Origin of the sequence: Clostridium pasteurianum, from assembly GCF_001705235.1 — a bacterium.
GTDB classification, from domain to species: Bacteria; Bacillota; Clostridia; order Clostridiales; family Clostridiaceae; genus Clostridium_S; species Clostridium_S pasteurianum_A.
Map to the genome: position 1 here is coordinate 1,481,033 of NZ_MCGV01000001.1, position 17,625 is coordinate 1,498,657.

The following is a 17,625-nucleotide window of genomic DNA, read 5'->3' on the forward strand; positions in this document are numbered from 1 at the left end:
TTTCTTAGACCTTTAGCCTTTAGATACTTAGATTTATGCTCTTTTTTTAATGTCTCGAAAAACTATTAATGGAAGCTAGATGATTTGCCACTTCTCTCGATCTGTACATCTGGCTCAACCTCAAGCACAGTATCTTTAATTATATCTTTTTTACGCTTTTTGTATTGATTTTCATATTGATCACCTATGCTAAATATATCCTCATTCTTATCCTTATACTTATTAAAAATTTTATTGCAATTGTTTATTATGTTTTTTTCAGCATTTTCTTCTATTCTTGTTTGCATAGCTTTATTGTAATTTATATAATCCTGACTCTCCATCATTGCAGCTTTAACTTTTATGATTTTTTTGACGTGAAATTTTCCACCATAGTATTTTGTTTTTGTTTTTGTTTTGCTATTAAGTATCCAGAGAGAAATAAAATCCTTTTTATTAACGGGATTGACTACTTCCATAGATCCGCTGCCTACTTTATCTATCATAAAATTATAGGCCTCTGTTTCAGCTATATCCATTCTGTCAATTAATTTATCATCTCGATAAACTGCTCCTCCATCAAGCTGCACTGAATTTTTGTACTTGCTTTCTTTAAGATCTATAGCTGTCATTACAACTCCTCTATCTTTTTCGGTTCTTTTATTTAAGAAATCATTATATTGAAGCTCTACTGACCTTGATGCTGTACCTGAATTCATTATAAGCTGAGATAATAGAAATCCAACATATTCATTTTCTTTAAATTTACTCTGCATAAGTTCTTCAACGCTTCCAAAATATGTTGCAACATATGGTCTTAAGTAAAGTTGTATTCTTCTACGCCCTAAATCTATAAATGGTTTTACTCCCTTTTTAGCAGCCTTCTCAGAATATATATACGCCTTAACCTGAGTATAATTTAATTCAAAACTAGAATGTAGATTTATATCATTTAATGCCTCAAAAGCAGTTTTTCCTGTTCCCTTAAATATAAGTCTCTGTTGACCCTGCTGACTCTTTACTGCACTTTTAATAGGTTGAAAAGCTTCAATATATGTAACTACATTATTGTTTTGGTCTATATCAAAAACTATTGCTGTAACAAATAAAATATGATCTATATCTTTATAATTAAAACATCCAGTAAGCATAATACTACACATTAATATTGAAATTAAACTAACTATCCTCTTTTTCATATTAAATCCTCTTCCTGCAGAATATTCTCATCAGCACTGTCTAGATCTCCCCTCAGTACCCTATCTGTGTGTTCTATTGTCCTGGATGTTCCAATTGGAAAAGCATATAAGTATCCAACACTTTTAAGTGAACCAACATGACCTATAAGAATAAATACTCCAGCAAAAAATCCCGGAAGGCCACAAAACCCTGAGAATATTGCTATTATTACAGACCAAATTGAAATAGGTCCATATAAACTTGGTGTTAAAAAAGACGCTATAGAGCTTAAAGCCACCACTATTAAAGTTATTTCTGATGCTAAGCCAGCTTCAACTGCTGATTGCCCTAGAATAAGTGCTCCAACAATACTCATTGCCTGACCAACTGGCTGTGGAAGTCTAATTCCAGCCTCACGTAAAATTTGAAAGAAAAACATCATCAATATAAGCTCAACAATGGTCGGAAAAGGAACACCTGATCTAGATATAGCAAGTCTCTGTACAAAAACGGATGGAATTAATGATACATGATAACTTATGATGGATATATATATTCCCGGAATAAAAGTTGAAATTGCAAATCCCAGCCATCTAAGTACTCTAGTACAATTAACAACTATCTTATTTAAGTAATAATCATCTGGCATATGAAAATTTTCATAAAAAAAGTACGGTGCAATTGCAACAAACGGCGTTCCATCTACTATAACTGCTACCTTTCCTCTAAACAGATGATTTACAACTATATCAGCCTTCTCACTGTATCCAATTGTATCAAATGCAGTCTTTTTACTTCTAAGCTTATCTTCAACATAATTTGAATCGAGAACATATTCTGTACTTATGTCATTTATCTGTTTTTTAACATTATCAACTAATTTATCTGGAGTAGTTCCCTTTAAATATACGATGACAACTACTGTTTGAGATTTAGCCCCTAGATATACACTCTCAAACTTTAAATCTGCATTTTTAGCTTTTCTTCTTATTAAAGATATATTGTCAACAAATGCCTCGGTAAAACCCTCTCTAGGTCCTTTTATTACCTGCTCTGTTATAGGTATTGCCACAGACCTTCTTACGTATCCCTTTGCTTCACAAAATATAATTTCATCATAAAAATTTGTTAATATTACAACATCACCTGATAATATATGAAGAAGCATATCCTGCTTATCCTTAACATTACCTATAGAATTTGCAAGCAGTGCATTACTTTCCAAATCAGATACACTTTTAATAAAATCTTTCCCACGCATTATAGGCCCAATTATATACTCACTTATAAATTTTGAGTCACATAAATTATCTATAAATATTAAATTAATCTCTCCATTTTGCGATTCTATAGTCCTATACTTCACATCAACATTATCCTTGAGCTTACTCTTTATATAATTCAAATTTTCTTCATTCATGTTTACCACCCAAAATTATTGTTTTCTTTAAATGTGAATAATATTCATAAACTAAGAAAATAATATTATTACAGTTTTACATAAAGGAAGTATTTATGATGAGATATTTAAATAAAAATTATTTAGTTTTTATAGCACTAGGAGTCTCAATTGTCTCCATGAAAAGTTATCCTACTTTGTTAACACAATATGGTGAAAGGGACACCTGGCTAGCTCTAATTTTTTCATCAATTTTATTACTTATATTTTTACTTTTTATTGCAAAAGCATTTTCAGTAAAAGATAATTTAGAATTAAAAACTATATATTATAAATCTTTTGGTAAATATCTAGGTGCATTTTTTATATGGGTTTTTGAATTAACTCTGATTTTAACATTAATAGAATGTTCTGCTTGTGAAAGCAGCATGATGCATGTGAATATGTTAGATAAGACTCCCATATGGTATTTTTTACTGTTTTTTATTATTCCTGCATCATACATAATTCTACAGGGAGAAAATGCAATGCTTATTGTAACTCTTATAGGCATCTTTTTTATAATGATTTCTGGAATAAACCTATCAACCTTATTATTTAAATATAGAAAAATTGAATACATGCTGCCCATTATGAAAAATGGAGTCACTCGAAACTTTCTCACCTGCGTATTTAAAGGCTTTGCAATGTATTCAGGTTTCGGCATACTTCTTCCATTTATTTATAAAGTAAAATCAAGTGATAAACTCTGGAAACCAATTATAATAGCTTGGGCAATTGCTGCTCAAATGCAAGTCTTCGCTACATCAGGACTTAATATGATTTTTGTTGCCAATCGTCTTAATGCTATGTATTACCCAAGACTTCTTCAAACACAGTTAGTTAATTACTTTGATTTTATAGAAAGTGGAGAACTTTATGTCATCTTTCAAGTAATTGGAGGCTGGTTAATAAAATACATATTAACTTTTTATGCATTTTTAATCATCTTAAAACAATTAAACATAAAGAGAAAATATGCATTTTACGTAATTTCAGTTCTGGCTGGAATTGTATCATTCTTTATAAATAAAAACGTACTCAACTTATTTAATTTTTTCAATTACTATACATATATATCTTGTGTCAACTTCATGATAATTCCGCTTATTGCATCAATAATATTTATAATTAAAAATAGAAAATCGCGAAGAAGCAGTATTTTAAAACATTAAATAAAACTCATAAGTCTTATCGTTACTGGAGCTTGGGTCATAGACCCATTATCCTTCTTTACTTAAAATGGGCACTCTATATTATGAGAGTGCCTATTTAGGTAATTCTTAATATTATATTGGTAACATAATGCGACCCAAACCTTGTATTATCTAAAAATCGCCTGTACTGGTTAAGAAGGATAATGGGCAAAGCCCAAACCTCTCATATAATAATACTCAAGCAAATTAAAATTTCTAAGTCTTTTTATAATTTGGGGTCAAGGCTTATTGAATTTTATTTAAACTGTTTTGAAAATACTGTTACTTTGCTTAGAATAAAAACAAGGTAACTTTTTCTTCGTTTCACTACGAAAAATTTACAAACTTACATCTTTCCATTCCCACGTATTGGAATGTTCTTTTCTAAAATATAGATTTTCCAGAGCAAAGCGGCGGAAAATCATCATTCATTCTTAATTTTTAATTCTTAATTTCCCTTTAACCTTGTATTATCACTTTCTAAATTGCCCAAACCTCAGTTATGATAATATCATTTCAAAGTTTTTTCTGTACTATCAAGTAAATTATTCAATTCAAATACTTCTCCTTCGTTAATTAACTGGTTAAGTTTACTTTTATATACCTCAGCATCAGATAACTTTCCAATAGAAGTGATTACCATTATATTTCTTATAATATTTGACACAATACTTGATTTTACCTCAAAGAGCTTTTGTGCATCCTTAATTTCATCTTTTATTCCAAGCATATGTTCATCAAGTTGAAAGGCTGCATCAGCTGCGGTTTTTAATCTCATCTTAATATCTTCAGGTATTTCATGTTTGTATTTATAATTTAAAGAATGTTCTATGGTAGCCCAAAAATTCATAGCAAGTGTTCTGATTTGAACTTCAGCTATTATCTCCTTCTGTTCCTCCGCCATACTTACAGGATACTTTATTATAATATGGTAACTTCTATATCCGCTATTTTTAACATTTGTAACATAGTCCTTCTCATACATTATCTGCATATCTTTCCTTGACCTAATTATGTTTACTACCTTTGTTATGTCATCAACAAATTGACACATTATACGTATCCCACATATATCTTCCATTTCAAACATTATTCTATCGTCTGGTATATTAAATTTATTTGCTTTTTCCAATATGCTTGAAATTTCCTTTACTCTCCCCGTAACAAACTCTATTGGAGAATATTCATTTTTTTTTCTATATTCTTTTCTTATGCTTTTAAACTTAACTTTTAATTCTTCCACCGCTTGTTCATATGGTATTAAAAAAGCTTTCCATTCAATTGTAGACATATCTTATCTTCCTTTGCCATATTTAATTTATAAATAATTTAACACTATAGTCAGCAATATATAATATATGCTTTCTACTACTATAATTATAATTACACAGCATCCTTTTTTCAATTATTATAGGTAACAAAAGTATACTTTACAATAATTCTTTGATATAATAAGTTTGATATCTGTTTTAATTGAGGTGAATTTTATGGATAAAGATATCTTTTCCGAGCTCAAGGATTTAGGATTTGATGATGTTAGTAACATTGATATATATGGTAAAAATAAAGTGGTGAAAAAAATGGTTGAGGAAAAAAAACAAAGTGTCGATAATTTTTTATATGATAAAACAGTAAATTGTCCTATATGCGGTAATACTTTTAAAGTACGTGCAGTAAAAACTTCATCTATAAGAATTTCAAAAAAGGATACAGATTTTTTCATTAATTATAAAAATATTAATCCTTATTTTTATGATGTATGGCTATGTCCCATATGTGGCTATGCTGCAATGAAATCTGATTTTAATAAAATTAAATCTTATCAAAAAGAATTAATTGAAAAAAATATTTCATTAAAATGGCATAGTAAACAGTATCCTAAGATTTATGATTTAAGCATAGCAATTGAAAGATACAAACTTTCACTTCTAAATTACGTTGCATCAGAATCTCATTCAAGTAAAAAAGCTATGAATTGCCTAAAACTTGCATGGATGTATAGACTTGATGGAAATGAAAAAATAGAAAAAACTTTTTTAAAGAATGCTTTGGATGGTTTTATCGATGCATATTCCAATGAAGATTTTCCTATATACGGAATGAATAGATTTTCACTAATGTATCTTTTAGGTGAACTTTATAGACGTCTCGATATGGAAGACAAAGCTCTTCTTTGGTTTGGGAATGTAATAACTAACAATTTAGCATCTTCAAAAATAAAGGACATGGCAAGAAATCAAAAAGATCTAATACGTGAAAATCAACGAAATAAAATTCAAGCCGAAAAAAAATCTGATGACAACAGTAGCAATACTGACACCGAAAATCACAAGAAAAAGGGATTACTTTCAAAATTATTTAATATCTAATCTACTTTATATATAATTAGGGTTTTAAGTGTAATCGTATTAATACAAATACAATTGCACTTAAAACCCTGATTTATTTTTTTATTTCATTTTATTCTTATTGGATCAAATTTAAGATAATCACAAGACGTTAAAATATATTGCACACCATTTCTCACAATGTTTCCATTTACATTTTTTAGTGATGGACCATGAAGATGTCCATATATAACTTTTGAAACATTATAATCTTCTAAAATCTGTGTGAATTCAGAATCACTTTTTTCATTTTTAAAAGGTGGATAATGAAGCATCACTATAAATTTAGAGTATCCTTCATTAACTGCACTATCAAGGGATAATTTTAATCTCATAATTTCTCTTCTATATATTTTCTTATCATGTTCATCGAAATTGTCAAAACTTTTATCTATCCATCCTCTAGTTCCACAAATAGCGTAGTCTTCATAAACAAAGAAATTATTTTGTAAAAAACTTACATTATTATACATTTGATTTAATTTAGTTATACTTTTCCACCAATAATCATGATTTCCTTTACCTATTATTTTTCTTCCAGGAAGTTCTTCTATCCAATTTAAATCATCTTCTCCGCCTTTTATATCCATAGACCATGATATATCTCCTGCTATTAGTACGGTATCCTTCTCAGTGATCTTTTCAATCCAATTTCTTTTTATTTTTTCATCATGATTTAACCATTCCGCACCAAAAATATCCATGGGTTTATTTAATTTAAAAGCCAGATGCAAATCTGAAATAGCATATAAACCCAAAAGTTCACCTTCTTTTTTTCGCTGTGTCATCTACTTTCATTACATACGAAAGTATTTCTGCTACTACATCATATAATTCATAAGGAATACTCGAACCAACATCTACATTAGTTAATAAATCTGTAAGTTCTTTATTATATACAACAGGTACTTCATTTTCAGAAGCCTTTTCTACGATTTTATCCGCAATTTTACCCATACCTACCGCTGTTACAATTGGTGCCTCATAACCGACCTCATATTTTAAAGCGGCAGCTTTTTTCCTCTCCTTAGGCACAAAATCACTCCCAGTATCAAATTTTTTTACATATTGAGGTCTCTTTAAAAATGAACTTAATACAAAATTTATACTCTAGTATCTATTTTAAAATACTTATTATCATTAAAAAAGTCTCTACACTCAACTAAATTAACTTCTTCGCTGTCATTTTTTTTCTTCTGAACAGTCATATTTATATTATACCCCATCTCAGATATCTTTTTAACAATATCTATTTTGGCTCTATCTAAAGAACTTACCCACTCTTTATCACACTTAATATTAACATTCATATTGTTATTAAGCACTGCTATGTAGGCATCTACAACACCTATATTAATAGTCTTAACAGAAGTCACAATTTTTACATTTTTACTATCAATTCTTTTACCTGATTTTCTGTCATCTTTTATTATAAGCTTACATTGATAATCTTGATTATTATTATTTACAGGAACATCCATATAATAATATTCGCCGCTTATAGAATTAAACATTTTAAAATCATTCATATTATTTTTTAGCATTAAGGATATTTTCTGTTGAATATTTAAATCTTTATTATCACTAGGAGTCAAAAGCTTATTTATAATATCCTTCATGTCATTTATTTTCAAATTTATTTGCTCTTTTACACTATCAGCAACTGTTTTAGGAACATCTTCATTTAATATATTTTTATTAAGAACTCCATTTTGCTTTTCGCTATCAGCATTTTTAACCAAATTTTGTAAGTTTTCATCTTGAGCTTTTATCACAGCATCATCTAAAGCTATTTTACTCTCAGTATCTTTCACTTGCGATGTATCAACATTTTTATTGTCATTTATAAAATCCTTAAGTACAAAAGATAACCTCTCCTTGGAAATACCAGTTTGTTCAGAAATTTTATTTATAAGATTATTTATAGTTTGTTCTTTGGTATCATTTACTACACCTTTCCAGTTTTGTGCCACATACTTACTTATAATATCATTAGTATTAACTTTTTGTCCTGACACTGTTACTTCACTTAAACCATTCCTATTTAAAACTTCTTTCATAGAATCCAGCATTTTAAGATTACTTTGAAGCTTATCTATATTCTCATCTTGTGACTTAAGTTTTACTCCACTTAAATCTTCTTCGCTCTCATTTTGAATTGCTTCATCATTATGCTTCTGTATTGCCTCTTTTATACCTATGCTAGAAGACATCTCACCCTTTAAATCAATATCAGCTATTTTACTATTAACATTATTACTATTAACATTATTTGATTTACTATTCTGTGGCAAATTTTTTTCTATTTCCTTTAACTCATCATAGATAGAACTATCACTTTTAAATAACTTTTTATAACTTTCAATGTTCTCTGGAGTTATATCAATATTATTTTCCATGAGTGTAAACATATCTTCAGCAGTCATGCCTTTTAAGTTTTCTGCCAAGCTTTTCAAAGTATTTGTTATTTGTATACCCTCTTCACTATCTTGCGCTATATTCTTATTACTAAGATATTTTGCTATAAATTCATTAGTTTGTTCAGAATCACCAGATAGCTTTTCATTAAAGTCTACAATTGTCTCCATTTTTGATATATTTTCCTTTGTCAGAGGCATATTATACTTAATCATAAGCTTCAATACGTCTTCATCTACATCAGACTTACTTAATCCCAATTCTTTAATTAAATCACCAATAAAATCTTTGCTTTTAGCTGTATTATCACTAATAGTTTCTTCAGAAACAAATTTTATCTTAATTTGCCCATCTTCTAAACCTGTAACTACAAACTTGGCAGGTTGTCCATTATTATCATTTATATCATTAGAATTCTCTACTCTAGCCTTAAAACTCCATCCATCAGAAGTTTTTAAAGTAACCTCACTTCCACCATCTTCTCCTGAAACTATTCTTGCTGAAAAAGTATCTCCTACATCAAAAGAAATCTTCTTAGATATCCCTGAACTTCCACTAGACGTATTACTATTAACTTTAGATATGCCTGGCATAACTTATCACCTCTACAAATTTCATCATATAATCTTATTATCGGTTATATTTAAGCCTTTCTGAATAAATTTAACATATTATTATAGCCCTAAATCTTTTATGTACTACATTTATATACTATATGGAAACCAGTTCAACTACCAAGTTATACATGTACCATAACAATTTTATACTAGGTTTTAATACATATATAACTTAAATTTATCCTTGGTTTTCCATGAATAACACAAAAGATCTGGGGCTTTATTTTCTTCTAATTAATGTAGAGACTAACCTTACAATAATTTTACTCTATTACAATTTTATAATACTTTTTCTTTCCCCTTCTTATAAGAGCAAATCCCTTTTCAAAGTCATCCTTTTTCATTTGATATTTGAAATCATCAACCTTTTCATCATTCAAATTTATGCCTCCCTGCTGCACTAGTCTTCTTCCCTCACCTTTTGAAGGTATTATTTTTGTATAGACTAATACATCAAGTATTGAAGCTGAAACCATACCCTCAGGTATTGAAACTGTAGGGACATTATCCATATTCTGTCCAGCACCAAAAAGAGCTTTCGAAGAATTCAACGCTTTATTTGCTTCTTCTTCGCCATGTACAAGCTTTGTAACTTCATAAGCCAAGATTTCCTTAGCTTTATTTATCTCTTGATCCTTTAATGCTCCAAGTCTTCTTACTTCATCCATTGGTAAGAACGTAAGCATTGCAAGACACTTCTCAACATCTGCATCACTAACATTTCTCCAATATTGAAAGAAGTCATATGGAGAAGTTTTTTTAGGATCTAGCCATACAGCACCTTTTTCTGTCTTACCCATTTTCTTTCCTTCACTGTTTGTTAAAAGGGCACTTGTCATTGCATAGGCTTTTTTATTTGATTTTCTTCTTACAAGTTCTACACCAGCTATCATATTAGACCACTGGTCATCTCCACCAAGTTCCATTTTACAATCATACATCTGATTTAATTTATAAAAATCAAATCCCTGCATAAGCATATAATTAAACTCAAGGAAAGATAAGCCTTTTTCCATTCTCTGCTTAAAGCACTCTGCTGTAAGCATCTTATTTACTGTAAAATGAACACCTACATCTCTTAAAAATTCTATGTAATTTTGATTCATAAGCCAATCTGCATTATTTGCGATTATTGCTTTATCATCACTAAAATCAATAAATCTAGACATCTGCTTTTTAAGACATTCTACATTATGATCAATTTGTTCTCTTGTAAGCATTTTTCTCATATCTGTTTTTCCTGTAGGATCACCAACCATAGCTGTTCCTCCACCTATAAGCACAATAGGTCTATGACCTGCTCTCTGCATATGTGCCATAAGCATAAGTGCTATAAAATGTCCTACATGCAAACTATCACCAGTAGGATCAAATCCTATATAAAAAGTTATCTTTTCCTTTTCAAGCAGTTCTCTTATTTCTTCCTCATGCGTAAATTGTTTGGCGTATCCACGCTCTATTAACTCATCTAAAACATTTGCCATTAAATGTTCCTCCTTAAAATGTCTTTTTATTTTATATTGACGAAACCACTTTGTTTCTGCCACTGTTCTTCGCTTCGTAAAGCATAGCATCAGCAACACTTAAAACTTTCTGCACCGTATCTCCATCTTTAGGATAATAACTTATACCAAAACTTGCCGTAACCTTTTTTTCAATACCACCATAATTTACTGAATTATTACTAAGCTTATATCTTATTTCATCAACTATGTCAAATACCTCATTATGATTCTCAACATCATCAAGATAAATTACTATTTCCTCTCCCCCATATCTTGCAATTTCATCTTTACCATCAATATTTTGAGATAGAACTCTAGCCGTTTCAATTAAAACTTTATCACCAAATTGGTGACCATAAGAATCATTAAAATTCTTAAAATAATCTATGTCCACCATAACCATAGCAAAACTTTTATTAGGGTTCCTTTTAACTTTATCTTCTATAATATCAAAGAAATGTTTTCTATTATAAATTCCAACTAAAAGAGGATCTTTTATAGAAGATTCTTTAACCTTTTTATAAAGAACATTATTCTCAATAGCAATAGCTATTTGATTTGCTATTGCCGATATAAATTTTATATGGCCATTAACAAAAAAATCATAAAGTGTATGTTCAACTATGATATATCCCTTAAATTTGTCACTTAAAGTTATTGGAACACCTATAATTGAATGCACCTTTAATTTTTTTTCGAATTCTTCAAACATAGGCTTTTTACTGTTAATTATAACAGGTTTCTTATTACTAAATGTTGAAAAAACTTCATTTTGTATAATATCATAATTATCCATTACATTTGAAGCTTTTACAATCAGTTTTCCATTTTCCCCAAGTAAGTATATTGTAGAATATGTGGCTCCAAGTATTCCTATAATCATATCATTTATCATAGGTATTAAATTATCATCACTTATATTAGAATTTATATAATTACTTACTTCAATAACATTTGTCAAAATATCTAACTTTTTTTCAAGTTCAGTATTTTTTCCATTCATGCGCTGAATCTGAGCTTCTGCAAAATTTTGATACGTACTAAATTCGTTTTTTAACCTTTTATACTTATCATATAAATCACTATAATTATTATCCATACATACCCACTTTTCCTATAAATTAAAACCTTATTTTTAGCTATATCTTTATAATTATTATATAATTATATTCCCATTTTGGCTACAATAATTTCTACAAATCACCAAAATTATATACGATTACATCAGCATTATACAAGAAATATTTATATTGTTTTTTTCACCATTTATGCTATAATTACATATAGAGTGTAAGCTCAATATTTTATAAATTAGGTTAATTATCAAGGTCTTGTTTACTCCTCAGGCATAGGAGATAAAACTTTATCCAAGATAAATTAGTCCTATGTTTAAGGAGGTTTTTATCGTGCCAGATAAAACTATAGTATGTAAAGATTGTGGAAAAGAATTCGTATTTACTGAGGGTGAACAGGCTTTCTATAAAGAAAAAGGATTTGAAAACGATCCTGTAAGATGTCCTGAATGCAGAAAAGCTAGAAAAGCAAAGAGAAATAACTTTCACAAAGATTTTAGGTAGAAATTAAAGAGAGGATTTAGCCTCTCTTTTATTATATAATACTTTTCTAAAAATTAGAAGGAAAATAATTCCATGATACTTTTATCTTATAACATTTGCTTTTTTTAATATTTTACTTATAGGTAAAGCTATAATAATCCCAACAACTACTTGAGCTACATCTGGTGCTATATGTGTTGCTTGAAGAATAAAACATTGATTCCATGGAAATTTCATAAGATAATGATCCAAAAAAGCTCCTGAAAAATAGTAAGCTCCAATCATCCATATTCCGCCAAGAATGCATCCAACTAAATTAATAATTATATTATTTCCGTTATAATTTTTTTTGTAAGCTATTGATGCTGCTATATAAGCCATAATTCCTTTTATTACAAATGTAAAAGGTGTCCACATGGGTGCAGTAGAAAGAATATCAAATAGACTCATTCCTATTGCAGAAGCAAAAAAAGCATTACGCCTTGAAAGTATAATGGCTGCTATAAATACCATGCTATCTCCAACATGTACAACTCCTTTATATCCTAATCCAACAGGTATTCCTGTTAACTTGGTAGCTGCAAAAATCACTGCTGCCATAAGTGCTATCTGCACTATATCTTTAACATCATATTTAGTTTTTATTGAATTTCCCTCCATATAAATAAATCCTCCTAGAAATTATATTTTACTAATATGCGCATAAAAGCTTCTTTAAATTAAATTATATATAATAGTATATTTTATGCAAATGTATCCATACAATTTAAGAATAATTTTATTTATATATCAAATACTATTTAGTGAAACATCTCAAAATCCAAAACATATTAAAATTTTTTCTACTATAATTGGGGGCTGATTTATATGAATTTTTTAAGATGGTTATGTGGATTATTCATTCTCATCCTTCTATCAATGGTAATTTTCAAAACCGGCTTAACTGGAATAAACTTTCTAATAGGATTATCAACTTTCATTTTTGCCTTTGATATAATTTCAAATAGAATAAAAATTTTTTAAACAATCCATAATTTTATTTTTTCATTAGCTGCCCTGTAATCGGGTAGCTTTTGCTTTCTATTTACCTTTCTTTTTCACAAATTATATAGACATAATACCCCCATAAATACTTATCAGTTTTCTTTTAATGCATAATCTGATTTTTGAGCATACTTTATCCATCATTTAATTAATTTACATTTAATCTTATAAACAAAATATGTTATAATAAGACTTATTATGGAGGTAGTTAAATGAAACAATTCAGCATAAAAACGTTACAACCTTATTTTAAAAAATTTATTGATTTTCTCAATAACTTTTATCCATTTATAATTGGAATAGGTCTTTTAGTCTATCGTTACCATACGTATATCGGCGCAAGTTCTCCTGGGTACAAGCTTACGTTACTTATATATCCTTTTATATTCCTAACAGCTTTTAAGGATATGAGAAAAGATGTTCGATGGATTACATTTATACTTTTAAGTATACCATTTTTAGGATTTTTAGCTTGTTTAAACAAGTACGGTTATTCTTTTTGGGGGAGTGTATTAAGATTTGAAACAAAGGCAAAAATAGTAATCAATCTAAATCCTTTATTTGCTAGTATACCGTTTAATGATGCTTCTTTCGCAAGAATATATCAGAGCGATAATTTAACCTGGTTCTTACGTCTCGTATATAATAATGGCTTTGTACTGCCACCTTTAATATGCGTTTATCGTTCTGCAATATGTAAGGATTTTAAAAAGATGTTAAAATATATATGTAGTGCTCACGTATTTCAAATATTTTTAATAAGTCCTTTTTATGCTATTTTTCATCTTCAAGAAGTATGGTTTGTTTCAGGACATCCTGATAGGCTTCTTAGACATCTTACTTATAACCAAGCATATGGTTGGACATTAAATTGCTTCCCATCTATGCATACATCTATAGCTTTTGCAGCCTTTTTGCTAATTCTTAGAGAGAAAAATAAAATCTTTAAGGTTGTATGGGGATTTTTCTGTCTAAGCGTAATTTTCTCAACAATGTACCTTGAGATACACTGGACACTAGATGTTATTGGAGGATTAATTTTAGCTTACTGCACTGTAAAATTAACTGACTTTGTATTTGCTAAACTCCAACCAAAATTTCAATCTTTAATAAATAAGTACTATTACGTAAACTCACATGAAGTAGTATCAAATGGAAATTCAGTTTCTATATAAAGAATATTGATATAACTCTATGTTATTAAAAAATCCCCTATAAGGCACTTTAATTTATAACCTTATAGGGGATTTCAAGTCACTACCACATTAGAAATTAAGAACAAAGGATGGGAGATACAGTTATGATAAAAGCATTTATATTTGATATGGATGGTGTACTTATAGATAGTGAACCATTGCACTTACAATTTTCGCAAGAACTTTTTAAAGAACTCCAAATACAAATGAGCATTGAAGACTATAGTAAGTTTGTAGGAACTACCTCTAAATATATGTGGGGTGTTATAAAAGATAGATATTCTCTAAAGAACACTGTGGATGAGCTAATAAAAATGGAGCGAGAAGGTTTCTTTAAATATTTATCCTCAGTAGACATAGAACCTATAGACTATATACCTGAGCTCTTAAACAAACTAAATGAAAATAATTTCAAAACTGCAGTAGCTTCATCTTCACCTATAAATGTTATAGAGTTTATAATAAAAAGCTTTAAACTAGAAACTTATTTTAATGAGCTTGTTACTGGGGATTATGTTAGTAAAAGCAAACCAAATCCTGATGTTTTCTTATATGCTGCTAAAAAACTTAATGTTTTACCTGAAGAATGTGTTGTCATTGAAGACTCACATAATGGCGTTCTCGCAGCTAAAAATGCTGGGATGAAATGCATAGGATTTAAAAATCCACATTCAGGTAAACAAGATTTATCAAAAGCAGATATGCTAATAAGTTCCTTTCGCGAAATAGATATATTCAATCTATAAAATAAGTGGCTACTGCATTAATACAGTAGCCACTTATTTTTATTTACTTATATCCGAAAGAACAAGTCCTTTATTATGTTCTAATGCCCAACTTATAGACCATTCACTCTGGAATAATAAAATGCTTCTATCTTTAATATCTTTAACAACTTTACTATCAGATGTTAGTGTAAGTTCTTCAGCATTTCCTTCCTCTATCCACCTTATATATCTAAATGGTAATCTATCCATTTTTATATCTACATTATACTCATTTTTAAGTCGATACTCTAAAACTTCAAATTGAAGTACACCTACAACTCCAATTATAAGTTCTTCTATTCCTATATTTATTTCCTTAAATACCTGAATAGCACCTTCCTGCGCTATCTGAGTTATTCCCTTTATAAACTGCTTTCTCTTCATTGTATCTAAAGTTCTAACTCTTGCGAAATGTTCTGGAGCAAAAACAGGAATTCCCTCAAACTTAAATTTATCTGAACTTTCACAAAGAGTATCTCCTATACTAAAAATACCTGGATCAAATACACCTATTATATCACCTGCATACGCTTCATTAACTATCTCTCTATCTTGAGCCAAAAACTGCTGCGGCTGTGTAAGTTTTATAATATTATTCTTTTGAACATGAAAAACCTCCATGCCCTTAGTAAATTTACCAGAGCATATTCTCATAAAGGCAATTCTATCCCTGTGAGCTTTATTCATATTTGCCTGTATTTTAAATACAAATGCAGAAAACTTTTCATCAAATACATCTATTGTTCCTTTATCTGAATTTCTAGGTGTAGGCGGTGTAGTAAGCCTTAAGAATTCTTCCAAAAATGGTTTTACACCAAAGTTAGTAAGAGCACTTCCAAAAAATACTGGCGTTATTTCTCCCTTTCTAACTTTATTTATATCAAATTCATCTCCTGCTATATTGAGAAGTTCTATATCTTCTATAAGCTTTTGATGAAGCTCTTCACCTAAAATTTCAGTAAACGAAGGATCATTTACATCACCTTCAATATCTTCTACCTCTGTCTGTCCGTGATTTCCACCATTAAACGCATGAATAAGTTTCTTTGCCCTATCATAAACACCTTTAAAATCTTTTCCTGACCCTATAGGCCAATTCATTGGATAAGATTTTATACCAAGTTCATCTTCTATATCCTGCAATAGTTCAAAAGGATCTCTACTTTCTCTATCCATCTTATTTATAAAAGTAAAAATAGGAATGCCTCTTAAGCTACATACATGAAAAAGTTTTTTGGTCTGAGCTTCTATCCCCTTAGCAGCATCAATTACCATAACAGCACTGTCAGCAGCCATAAGTGTTCTGTATGTATCTTCACTAAAATCCTGGTGACCAGGAGTATCAAGTATATTAATACAATATCCTTCATAATTAAATTGCATAACAGATGAAGTAACGGATATACCTCTCTGCTTCTCTATTTCCATCCAATCAGAAACTGCATGTTTTGATGCCTTTCTTGCTTTAACAGAACCAGCAAGCCTTATAGCTCCTCCATATAGCAAAAGCTTTTCAGTAAGAGTTGTTTTACCAGCATCTGGATGGGATATTATAGCAAAAGTACGTCTTTTTTCTATTTCACTAATCAAATCTGACATCTTATATCTCCTCTACATAGACATAATTTATATAATAAAACTATACTAATTTTATTCAATTTTAAATATAAAACAAAGTAATTATATCAGTTTATATAATATTTTTCAACACAGGTAGTATACATGCTTAATCCAAAACAATAAAAAATGCTAGTTTAAAAGCGACATATAACTTCAACTCTTAAACTAGCATTTTCTAATAGGTTAGTATGAATTACTATTATTTTTTATAGATTCCATTAAAACATCAAAGTTTTCCATCATACTTCTTTTATTTTCCTTTGGAATAGAGTCTAAAATATTTTTACAATAAAAACTAAAATCTTCACAGATGCCTTTATATATCTTCTGACCATTTTCAGTTAATTTTATAATTACATGCCTCTTATCCTCAGGATGTATATGCCTTAAAACAAATTTTTCATCTACAAGGTTATTTACTATTTTGTTAGTAGTAGTTTTGTCCAAATACACCGCTCTAGAAAGCTCACTCATAGAAATATCATTAGATTTTCCTATTTCAAAAATGGCATGAACTTGTACAACAGGAATCTCAAATTCATTTGACTTTTGCTCTTCTATTATTCTTATTTCATCCAACATTATTTGTAAAACTCTAACAGCACATGATTTATTCTGAGACACTATTACATCACCCCAATTAAGTGTATACTACAATATTATATAACCAGACTACATACTATAACTTATACTAAATAATAATACCATCAATCTTATTTAATT

16 protein-coding genes are annotated in these 17,625 nt (G+C 29.2%); 5 read left to right on the top strand and 11 right to left on the bottom strand.

Annotation, left to right across the window (positions count from 1 at the left end):
- Positions 1-65: 65 nt before the first annotated feature.
- Complete coding sequence (locus BEE63_RS06495) at positions 66-1,178, bottom strand: Ger(x)C family spore germination protein (protein WP_066020606.1); 1,113 nt, start codon at positions 1,176-1,178, stop codon at positions 66-68.
- The gene (locus BEE63_RS06500; RefSeq protein ID WP_066020607.1) at positions 1,175-2,578 is read right to left on the bottom strand and encodes a spore germination protein; all 1,404 of its coding nucleotides are present in this window, start codon (positions 2,576-2,578) and stop codon (positions 1,175-1,177) included. The genes BEE63_RS06495 and BEE63_RS06500 overlap by 4 nt, the downstream gene beginning before the upstream one ends.
- A gap of 95 nt (positions 2,579-2,673) precedes the next feature.
- Between BEE63_RS06500 and BEE63_RS06505 the strand changes: the two genes are divergently transcribed.
- Positions 2,674-3,771 (top strand): GerAB/ArcD/ProY family transporter, encoded by a 1,098-nt coding sequence (locus BEE63_RS06505; RefSeq protein WP_242874712.1) that lies wholly within the window; start codon positions 2,674-2,676, stop codon positions 3,769-3,771.
- A gap of 532 nt (positions 3,772-4,303) precedes the next feature.
- Here BEE63_RS06505 and BEE63_RS06510 read toward each other — a convergent pair.
- The gene (locus tag BEE63_RS06510; RefSeq protein ID WP_066020609.1) at positions 4,304-5,083 is read right to left on the bottom strand and encodes a GTP pyrophosphokinase; all 780 of its coding nucleotides are present in this window, start codon (positions 5,081-5,083) and stop codon (positions 4,304-4,306) included.
- Positions 5,084-5,279: 196 nt separating this feature from the next.
- On the opposite strand from BEE63_RS06510, the gene BEE63_RS06515 reads away from it, so the two are divergent.
- Positions 5,280-6,161 (top strand): DUF2225 domain-containing protein, encoded by an 882-nt coding sequence (locus tag BEE63_RS06515; RefSeq protein ID WP_081312481.1) that lies wholly within the window; start codon positions 5,280-5,282, stop codon positions 6,159-6,161.
- A gap of 86 nt (positions 6,162-6,247) precedes the next feature.
- On the opposite strand, the gene BEE63_RS06520 is transcribed toward BEE63_RS06515, so the two are convergent.
- The 5 genes from BEE63_RS06520 to BEE63_RS06540 all read right to left on the bottom strand — a co-directional run bounded on the left by BEE63_RS06520 (position 6,248) and on the right by BEE63_RS06540 (position 11,818).
- Positions 6,248-6,937 carry a metallophosphoesterase gene (locus BEE63_RS06520; RefSeq protein WP_066020610.1) on the bottom strand — a complete coding sequence of 230 codons (690 nt, stop codon included), beginning with the start codon at positions 6,935-6,937 and terminating at the stop codon, positions 6,248-6,250.
- 4 nt (positions 6,938-6,941) lie between these two features.
- The gene (locus BEE63_RS06525; protein WP_066020611.1) at positions 6,942-7,214 is read right to left on the bottom strand and encodes an EscU/YscU/HrcU family type III secretion system export apparatus switch protein; all 273 of its coding nucleotides are present in this window, start codon (positions 7,212-7,214) and stop codon (positions 6,942-6,944) included.
- 68 nt (positions 7,215-7,282) lie between these two features.
- Positions 7,283-9,190: a hypothetical protein gene (locus tag BEE63_RS06530; RefSeq protein ID WP_066020612.1), complete on the bottom strand. Its 1,908-nt coding sequence runs from the start codon at positions 9,188-9,190 to the stop codon at positions 7,283-7,285.
- A gap of 287 nt (positions 9,191-9,477) precedes the next feature.
- Positions 9,478-10,698 carry a tyrosine--tRNA ligase gene (gene tyrS, locus BEE63_RS06535; protein WP_066020613.1) on the bottom strand — a complete coding sequence of 407 codons (1,221 nt, stop codon included), beginning with the start codon at positions 10,696-10,698 and terminating at the stop codon, positions 9,478-9,480.
- Positions 10,699-10,729: 31 nt separating this feature from the next.
- Complete coding sequence (locus tag BEE63_RS06540) at positions 10,730-11,818, bottom strand: sensor domain-containing diguanylate cyclase (protein WP_066020614.1); 1,089 nt, start codon at positions 11,816-11,818, stop codon at positions 10,730-10,732.
- Positions 11,819-12,125: 307 nt separating this feature from the next.
- On the opposite strand from BEE63_RS06540, the gene BEE63_RS06545 reads away from it, so the two are divergent.
- Complete coding sequence (locus tag BEE63_RS06545; protein WP_066020615.1) at positions 12,126-12,296, top strand: zinc-ribbon domain-containing protein; 171 nt, start codon at positions 12,126-12,128, stop codon at positions 12,294-12,296.
- A gap of 81 nt (positions 12,297-12,377) precedes the next feature.
- On the opposite strand, the gene BEE63_RS06550 is transcribed toward BEE63_RS06545, so the two are convergent.
- Positions 12,378-12,935: an ECF transporter S component gene (locus tag BEE63_RS06550; protein WP_066020616.1), complete on the bottom strand. Its 558-nt coding sequence runs from the start codon at positions 12,933-12,935 to the stop codon at positions 12,378-12,380.
- A 596-nt stretch (positions 12,936-13,531) separates the two neighbouring features.
- On the opposite strand from BEE63_RS06550, the gene BEE63_RS06555 reads away from it, so the two are divergent.
- Together BEE63_RS06555 and BEE63_RS06560 are read left to right on the top strand one after the other, a co-directional pair.
- Positions 13,532-14,494 (top strand): phosphatase PAP2 family protein, encoded by a 963-nt coding sequence (locus BEE63_RS06555; RefSeq protein WP_066020617.1) that lies wholly within the window; start codon positions 13,532-13,534, stop codon positions 14,492-14,494.
- 125 nt (positions 14,495-14,619) lie between these two features.
- Positions 14,620-15,261 carry an HAD family hydrolase gene (locus BEE63_RS06560; RefSeq protein ID WP_066020618.1) on the top strand — a complete coding sequence of 214 codons (642 nt, stop codon included), beginning with the start codon at positions 14,620-14,622 and terminating at the stop codon, positions 15,259-15,261.
- 39 nt (positions 15,262-15,300) lie between these two features.
- Here the strand turns inward: BEE63_RS06560 and BEE63_RS06565 are convergent, their stop codons facing one another.
- Together BEE63_RS06565 and BEE63_RS06570 are read right to left on the bottom strand one after the other, a co-directional pair.
- Positions 15,301-16,881, bottom strand: a complete 1,581-nt coding sequence (locus BEE63_RS06565; RefSeq protein ID WP_066020619.1) for a peptide chain release factor 3 — start codon at positions 16,879-16,881, stop codon at positions 15,301-15,303.
- A gap of 204 nt (positions 16,882-17,085) precedes the next feature.
- On the bottom strand, positions 17,086-17,526 hold the full coding sequence (locus BEE63_RS06570; protein ID WP_242874714.1) for a MarR family winged helix-turn-helix transcriptional regulator: 441 nt from the start codon (positions 17,524-17,526) through the stop codon (positions 17,086-17,088).
- Between the last annotated feature and the right edge of the window lie 99 nt (positions 17,527-17,625).

What these genes read in the sequence shown, in the direction of transcription:
- BEE63_RS06495 (WP_066020606.1), bottom strand. Translation starts at nt 1,178, where the DNA reads ATGAAAAAGAGGATAGTTAGTTTAATTTCAATATTAATGTGTAGTATT.
- BEE63_RS06500 (WP_066020607.1), bottom strand. Translation starts at nt 2,578, where the DNA reads ATGAATGAAGAAAATTTGAATTATATAAAGAGTAAGCTCAAGGATAAT.
- BEE63_RS06505 (WP_242874712.1), top strand. Translation starts at nt 2,674, where the DNA reads ATGATGAGATATTTAAATAAAAATTATTTAGTTTTTATAGCACTAGGA.
- BEE63_RS06510 (WP_066020609.1), bottom strand. Translation starts at nt 5,083, where the DNA reads ATGTCTACAATTGAATGGAAAGCTTTTTTAATACCATATGAACAAGCG.
- BEE63_RS06515 (WP_081312481.1), top strand. Translation starts at nt 5,280, where the DNA reads ATGGATAAAGATATCTTTTCCGAGCTCAAGGATTTAGGATTTGATGAT.
- BEE63_RS06530 (WP_066020612.1), bottom strand. Translation starts at nt 9,190, where the DNA reads ATGCCAGGCATATCTAAAGTTAATAGTAATACGTCTAGTGGAAGTTCA.
- tyrS (WP_066020613.1), bottom strand. Translation starts at nt 10,698, where the DNA reads ATGGCAAATGTTTTAGATGAGTTAATAGAGCGTGGATACGCCAAACAA.
- BEE63_RS06540 (WP_066020614.1), bottom strand. Translation starts at nt 11,818, where the DNA reads ATGGATAATAATTATAGTGATTTATATGATAAGTATAAAAGGTTAAAA.
- BEE63_RS06550 (WP_066020616.1), bottom strand. Translation starts at nt 12,935, where the DNA reads ATGGAGGGAAATTCAATAAAAACTAAATATGATGTTAAAGATATAGTG.
- BEE63_RS06555 (WP_066020617.1), top strand. Translation starts at nt 13,532, where the DNA reads ATGAAACAATTCAGCATAAAAACGTTACAACCTTATTTTAAAAAATTT.
- BEE63_RS06560 (WP_066020618.1), top strand. Translation starts at nt 14,620, where the DNA reads ATGATAAAAGCATTTATATTTGATATGGATGGTGTACTTATAGATAGT.
- BEE63_RS06565 (WP_066020619.1), bottom strand. Translation starts at nt 16,881, where the DNA reads ATGTCAGATTTGATTAGTGAAATAGAAAAAAGACGTACTTTTGCTATA.